The sequence below is a fragment of the Pseudoalteromonas sp. APC 3893 genome (assembly GCF_030408095.1).
Classification (GTDB): domain Bacteria; phylum Pseudomonadota; class Gammaproteobacteria; order Enterobacterales; family Alteromonadaceae; genus Pseudoalteromonas.
In genome coordinates this window covers 1-6,374 of the sequence record NZ_JASDCD010000047.1, presented here as the reverse complement: position 1 = coordinate 6,374, position 6,374 = coordinate 1, and the positions used below count along the sequence as shown (strand labels likewise).

The 6,374-nt window shown below is 40.1% G+C and carries 7 protein-coding genes, 1 rRNA gene and 1 pseudogene; 4 read left to right on the top strand and 5 right to left on the bottom strand.

Annotated elements, in window-relative coordinates; genetic code table 11:
• Positions 1–116: 116 nt before the first annotated feature.
• Positions 117–884 (top strand): annotated as a pseudogene (locus QMA12_RS21735) (TonB-dependent receptor); the annotation flags it as partial.
• Positions 885–953: 69 nt separating this feature from the next.
• Here the strand turns inward: QMA12_RS21735 and epmA are convergent.
• Complete coding sequence (epmA, locus tag QMA12_RS21730; RefSeq protein WP_087534593.1) at positions 954–1,928, bottom strand: elongation factor P--(R)-beta-lysine ligase; 975 nt, start codon at positions 1,926–1,928, stop codon at positions 954–956.
• Positions 1,929–1,986: 58 nt separating this feature from the next.
• Positions 1,987–2,553, bottom strand: coding sequence for an elongation factor P (gene efp / locus QMA12_RS21725; protein ID WP_087534595.1), 567 nt, complete (start codon positions 2,551–2,553; stop codon positions 1,987–1,989).
• Positions 2,554–2,595: 42 nt separating this feature from the next.
• On the opposite strand from efp, the gene epmB reads away from it, so the two are divergent.
• Complete coding sequence (epmB, locus tag QMA12_RS21720; protein WP_290211453.1) at positions 2,596–3,609, top strand: EF-P beta-lysylation protein EpmB; 1,014 nt, start codon at positions 2,596–2,598, stop codon at positions 3,607–3,609.
• Here the strand turns inward: epmB and QMA12_RS21715 are convergent.
• Complete coding sequence (locus tag QMA12_RS21715) at positions 3,606–3,815, bottom strand: hypothetical protein (protein WP_087534599.1); 210 nt, start codon at positions 3,813–3,815, stop codon at positions 3,606–3,608. The two genes, epmB and QMA12_RS21715, sit on opposite strands and share 4 nt — an antisense overlap.
• A 72-nt stretch (positions 3,816–3,887) precedes the next feature.
• On the opposite strand from QMA12_RS21715, the gene QMA12_RS21710 reads away from it, so the two are divergent.
• Positions 3,888–4,178, top strand: coding sequence for a prephenate dehydrogenase (locus tag QMA12_RS21710; protein ID WP_087534601.1), 291 nt, complete (start codon positions 3,888–3,890; stop codon positions 4,176–4,178).
• Between the two features lie 41 nt (positions 4,179–4,219).
• On the opposite strand, the gene QMA12_RS21705 is transcribed toward QMA12_RS21710, so the two are convergent.
• Complete coding sequence (locus QMA12_RS21705) at positions 4,220–4,717, bottom strand: DUF3016 domain-containing protein (RefSeq protein ID WP_290211452.1); 498 nt, start codon at positions 4,715–4,717, stop codon at positions 4,220–4,222.
• A gap of 223 nt (positions 4,718–4,940) precedes the next feature.
• Here QMA12_RS21705 and galE point away from each other — a divergent pair, with 223 nt between their 5' ends.
• Positions 4,941–5,954, top strand: a complete 1,014-nt coding sequence (galE, locus tag QMA12_RS21700; protein WP_290211451.1) for a UDP-glucose 4-epimerase GalE — start codon at positions 4,941–4,943, stop codon at positions 5,952–5,954.
• 295 nt (positions 5,955–6,249) lie between these two features.
• Here the strand turns inward: galE and rrf are convergent.
• A 5S ribosomal RNA gene (gene rrf, locus QMA12_RS21695) occupies positions 6,250–6,364 on the bottom strand.
• Between the last annotated feature and the right edge of the window lie 10 nt (positions 6,365–6,374).

The window sequence follows — 6,374 nt, the reverse complement described above, 5'->3', positions numbered from 1 at the left end:
TCACGGCTTGCGTCGTGAAGGGCTTCAAGATCTATTTTTTGCTCTGTGGTCAATTCAATTTTTTTCATGTGGGTATCATGATCCTCATTACTGTAAAAATCAAGCACCTTCATTGATCACGGGTATACACCAGTTTAACCCGTGGTTATAAAGCTGGCGGCATTAACTCAGAAGCTCTCGCTAAAGCGAAAGATGATGGACTAAACCTTGATGCAGACTTTTTCCAAAATCATACAAGTTTTGCTCCTGAATACTTATGGAGTGGTGAGTTTGGTGTTAAAGGTAGCTCACTCGACGACAAATTCGTTCTTCGCTTAGCTGCATTTTATATGTACCGTGAAGATATGCAGCTTAAAGCGTGGCAAGTCCAAGATCAAAAGTTTACAGGCTATGTAGATAACGCAAGCTCTGGTGAAAACTACGGTTTAGAAATTGAAGGTAGTTATCAATTAACCGATGACTTATTTTTGACTGGTAGCGCGGGCTATTTAAACACTAAAATCAACGACTTCGTTGCTAAATCAGGTTTAGACCAAGATGGCCGAGAGCAAGCACAATCACCTAAGTATCAATACGCATTTACTGCCCGCTATAACTTTACCAACGAGTTATTTGCGACTATAGGTATTGAAGGTAAAGATGATTACTACTTCTCTGATAGTCACAATTCACAAGCCCCAAGTGTTAACCTTGTTAACTTCACTGCCGGCTATGAGTCTGAACAATGGTCAATTCGCGCCTGGGCACGTAACGTGTTTGATGAAGAAGTGCCTACTCGTGGGTTCGAGTTTGGTAATGATCCAACTGACGGCTGGCAAACACATACCTACACCCAATTTGGTGAGCCAATGGTTGCAGGTGTCACTTTCATATACGAATTATAATTAATAGGTGCTAGGTTACTAGGTACTAGGGTTTCCTAGCATCTAGTTACCTAGTACCTAGATCTTCAATTAAGCCCTATCAACATCAAATGCGATGACGTCTTTTATTGTTTGTTTTTGTGTCGCTAGCATCACTAACCTATCAATACCAAGTGCTACACCTGCACATTGTGGCAAACCATGCTCTAACGCGTTAATTAATCGCAAGTCTATGGGTACCTCGTTTAGATTATTGCTTTTACGATAGGCATTATCATCCTTAAACCTTTTCACTTGCTCCTGAGCGTCTGTAAGCTCATTAAAGCCGTTTGCCAGCTCCATGTGTTGATAATAAAGCTCAAATCGCCCAGCGACGCGCTCATCATGACTACAAATACTTGCTAGAGCTGCTTGAGAGGCCGGAAAATGGTAAATAAAACAAGGCCTATCTTGGCCTATCACCGGCTCAACTTTCATGCAGAATAACAATTGCAATAATGTATCACGGTGAGACTCATCTGCAGCAATATCTGCAAAACCATGTTCAATAGCAAGTTGTTGTAACTGCTCCAAAGTGGCTGTCAAAGGATCAAGACCTAGTACGTGCTCAAATGCACCTTGATAGGTTAAGCGTTCAGCGGGTTGCACATCGAGAACCAACTGCATTAGCTCATCTATTTCATTCATCAATGCAAATTCATCAAACCCAGGGCGATACCATTCCAACATAGTAAACTCAGGGTTATGATGCTTTCCTGCTTCTTCATTTCGAAATGCTTTACAGATTTGATAAATAGCCCCACTACCAGCCGCTAATAGTCGTTTCATGGCAAATTCAGGCGATGTTTGTAGATATAAATCGAGTCCAGCAGCATGGCCGGGGCCAACAAAGTGAGTTTTAAAGCTAGCTAGATGGATATCCGTTACACTTGCTGCGCTTAGGCTAGGAGTTTCAACTTCCATTACATTTCGCTGATAAAAAAATTCGCGAATAGTGCGTAAAATTTCGGCTCGTTGCTGCAAGGTTGCAATCTGCGCACTTGGCTCCCAAAGATCTGCTGACATATTTTCTCCAAAAAAAATCCCAGCCTGAAGCCGGGATTCTATTAAACAGTGCTATTGCTTACTTAACACGGCCTACGTATTCACCGCTACGAGTGTCTACTTTAATTACTTCACCAATTTGTACAAACAAAGGAACACGTACTACAGCACCTGTACTTAATGTAGCTGGCTTACCACCAGTACCCGCAGTGTCACCTTTTAGGCCTGGATCTGTTTCTGTGATCTCAAGCTCAACAAAGTTAGGCGGTGTTACAGCTATTGGGCTACCGTTCCATAATGTAATAGTACATAGGTCGTTTTCAACGAGCCATTTAACCGTATCGCCTAGCGCTTTTTCATCCGCGGCAATTTGCTCAAACGTTTCGTTATTCATGAAGTGCCAAAACTCACCATCGGTATAAAGATAAGCAAGATCGGTATCCATTACATCAGCGCCTTCAACTGATTCACCTGATTTAAATGTTTTTTCAAGCACTTTGCCAGAGATAAGCTTACGGATACGAACACGGTTAAACGCTTGGCCTTTACCAGGTTTTACCATTTCATTTTCTAAAATACTGCAAGGTTCGCCGTCCATCATAATTTTTAGGCCGCCCTTGAACTCATTAGTGCTATAATTCGCCATCGTTTCCTCTGTCTAATAATTTTTCGAGTAATCTACTTACCAATGATACAAAGAAATGAAGCAAATTTGCATAAAAACTGGCAAAAAGAATTAGCTAATGTAGTTACTTGCCCAAAAACCTTGCTAGAAATGGTCGGGCTATCGAGCCAAGTACATGAAAAAGACATAAAAGCTCGCAGTTTATTCCCTGTGCGCGTACCTGTCCCTTTTATAAAAAAAATGCGCTATGGTGATATTAACGACCCACTTTTACTGCAGGTCATGCCTCGTCATCAAGAGTTTATTGAAAAAACCGGTTTTAGTAACGACCCGCTGCAAGAGCAAGACAATACACAAACAGGCTTACTCCATAAATATAAGTCTAGAGTTCTCGTTATGTTTAAGACGGGTTGTGCGGTAAATTGCAGGTATTGCTTTCGGCGCCACTTTCCCTATCAAGAGAATCAGTTAAACAAACGCAGCTTACTTGATGCACTTGAATATATACGATCAGACAATAATATCAACGAGGTTATTCTCAGTGGCGGCGATCCGCTGATGGCCAAGGATGATGCTATTAGTTGGTTTATGGATGAGCTAGAAAAACTACCGCAAATTAAGCGCATGCGTATTCATAGTCGCCTTCCCGTCGTGATCCCAGCGCGTATTACCAATGAACTGTGTCAACGGTTAGCAGACTCCCCTCTTAAAATCTTATTTATCAATCATATAAATCATGCCAATGAGATAGATGATGATTTTAAAACCGCGATGAAGCAGTTAAAGAAAGCCGGTGTAACATTATTGAATCAAGCCGTCATCTTAAAAGATGTGAATGATTCAAGCTCAGCGCAAATTGCATTGAGTGAAGCATTATTTGATGCAGACATATTGCCTTATTATCTTTACCTATTAGATAAAGTAGCCGGCGCTAGTCATTTTGATATTGCAGAGCAACAAGCACGTAAAATAATGGCAGATATGCTTATTGCATTGCCAGGGTTTTTAGTTCCTAAACTCGTTCGAGAAATTGGTGGTCAACAAAGCAAAACCCCCATAGATCTCAAATTGATTTAAACGTAAACGTTTACATTATTGCCAAGAGTAGCCGTAACAGATTTAGCGGGGGTTTGTGCAACACTAGACGAAGCAGCACCTTCAATTAGTGCCAGAGCAGCTGCACCATCCGCTTTCTGCTGCTTTTTGGCAAGCGCTGCACTATACACTTCTGCACTTTCACCTGCGCCACTCATGGCTGGTAAGTTTCCACCTGATATATTCATAGTTCAATACCTGACTTTTAATTACAATCCACGTACTATATCGGCATTGTAATCTAAAGCTTTAGGAAAAAAATGGATTCTATTATTGAGCAGCTCAATAACAACTTAAAAGTTGTTTACCGTCAATCACTTGATGCTGATAAAAAACTAGATGAACTTCAGCAACAAGGTCATGGTAAGTTCAAAGCACTATTCCCAGCAGATGCTGGGTTTAACTTTGAAGCAAAAAGGTTTAAACCTTACGTATTAGACGTCGCTGCAGATGTAGAAAGTTTAAGTTCTGACGGTTTAAATGAAGAAAAGCTAAAATCAACAGTACTTAAACTACAACAACTCTTACAGTTATTAGCAACATTCAAGTAATGTAAAAGCGCTCACTTAACTAAGTCAGCGCTTTAAGAACATTATTGTGGGGTTACTATAGGTATTAGCTCTTTATCGAACCAGTCTGTAATCAAGCGTTTATCATAATAAAAGGCTTCATCACGGCCCATCTTAATTCGATCCATAAAGCCCATATCTTTTAATGAGACTTGTTCATTTTCACTTATAGTTTGACCGTCTTTATCCGTCACAGAATAGTTAAATTCAATACGGGGAAAATATATAGGCTTAATAATTCTGAGCTCATTCATACCACCAAAACGAACATCACCTGCCAAATCCAGTTCCGTTACTTCTACATTAAACTTATACCCTTGTGGTAACTTTTCAGCTAATTTATTGAAGTGCTTTTCAAAGTTTGACGCAATACGTTTATGATAAGAACCTTTTGTATCATTCGAAGGACGAACGTCTCGGTAATCATTAAAATCATGCCACTTAACAGTGGCTTCCCCTGCGTGTGCAAAGGCTGGAACTAGAATAACCATTGCCACAGCAATTTTTTTTAATGTATTCATATTTATTCTCCAAAAACACTCGGGGTAACTTTAATTAAAATAATAGCAGCTACAACTTAACTATAGCTTAATCCTTTTTCCCATCATTGTTATCATTTATATAAAATATGTAATCAAAAATACAGTCAATAACGCCGGTAATAAAAAATAATAAATTTAAAACATGTAATAACAGGTAATCTATGGTGAAATTAGCTTAATTCACCTTATATATGGAGATTTCATGACAATTTTAGTAACAGGTGGTGCAGGATATATAGGCTCGCACACAGTAGTTGAGTTATTAACGCAAAATAACGACGTTGTTATCATAGATAACTTGAGTAACTCTAGTGTTGAGTCACTTGAACGCGTGAAAAAGATCACTGGAAGATCAGCACATTTTTATCAAGGCGACATTCTAGATAAAAGCTTCCTAGCTGATATTTTTGCCAAACATACAATAGACAGTGTCATTCATTTTGCGGGGCTTAAAGCTGTCGGGGAATCAATTGTAAAGCCGATTGAGTACTACCAAAATAATGTACAAGGTACACTAACACTGGTTGATGCAATGCGAGATGCAGGTGTATTTAAGCTAGTATTTAGTTCATCCGCGACCGTTTATGGCGACCCGGCAAGTTTACCAATTCGCGAAGACTTCCCAGTGGGTGGTACCACTAACCCTTATGGCACATCAAAGTTGATGGTTGAAATGATGCTACAAGATATCGCTAAATCTGATGAACGCTTTGCATTCTCGATTTTACGCTACTTTAACCCCGTTGGAGCACATGAGTCAGGACTTATTGGTGAAGACCCTAATGGCATCCCAAACAATCTGCTTCCTTATATTTCGCAAGTTGCAGTTGGTAAGCTAAAGCAGTTAGGTGTATTCGGTGATGACTACGACACTATTGATGGCACTGGTGTCCGTGATTATATTCATGTTGTAGACCTCGCTTTAGGACATTTAAAAGCACTTAATAAGATCAATCAAGATACAGGCGCACATGTTTATAACCTTGGCACAGGTAATGGCTACTCAGTACTTCAAATGCTCAATGCTTTTAGTAAAGCCTGCGGTAAGGAAATCCCCTACCAAGTATCACCACGTAGACCTGGTGATATTGCCGCCTGCTACGCAGCCCCTGAGAAAGCTTCACTAGAGCTAGAATGGCAAGCAGAACGAGGCATAGACATCATGATGCAAGATACTTGGCGCTGGCAAAGCAATAACCCCAACGGTTATAAATAAAAGTATCAACTTAAACTTATAAAACCGCTGTTAAGCGGTTTTTTTATATTTAAAGAAGTACAAGTTTCGGATATATACCGATAAAAGAATCATATTTTTCAGTGCAGTACACTGGACTCTGAGGTGGTCGTCGCGTTCTTTTATCCGTGGGTATCAAATACTCAACCCACGCTACGGTGTATAGGTTGACGCTGTGCAACTCGCTAGCTTTACTCTCGCTAACTCGCTTACTATTTCACTTTCTTAAAAACGTAAAAAAGCCCGACTCAATGAGTCGGGCTTTTTTGTATTTGGAGCCTGGCGATGACCTACTTTCACATAACAAATGCTACACTATCATCGGCGCTGTTTCGTTTCACTACTGAGTTCGGCATGGGATCAGGTGGGTCCAAAACGCTATTGTCACCAAGCAAATTTGGT

Coding starts and splice junctions, on each gene's coding strand:
- epmB (WP_290211453.1), top strand. CDS start 2,596: ATGATACAAAGAAATGAAGCAAATTTGCATAAAAACTGGCAAAAAGAA.
- QMA12_RS21715 (WP_087534599.1), bottom strand. CDS start 3,815: ATGAATATATCAGGTGGAAACTTACCAGCCATGAGTGGCGCAGGTGAA.
- galE (WP_290211451.1), top strand. CDS start 4,941: ATGACAATTTTAGTAACAGGTGGTGCAGGATATATAGGCTCGCACACA.
- QMA12_RS21705 (WP_290211452.1), bottom strand. CDS start 4,717: ATGAATACATTAAAAAAAATTGCTGTGGCAATGGTTATTCTAGTTCCA.
- efp (WP_087534595.1), bottom strand. CDS start 2,553: ATGGCGAATTATAGCACTAATGAGTTCAAGGGCGGCCTAAAAATTATG.
- epmA (WP_087534593.1), bottom strand. CDS start 1,928: ATGTCAGCAGATCTTTGGGAGCCAAGTGCGCAGATTGCAACCTTGCAG.
- QMA12_RS21710 (WP_087534601.1), top strand. CDS start 3,888: ATGGATTCTATTATTGAGCAGCTCAATAACAACTTAAAAGTTGTTTAC.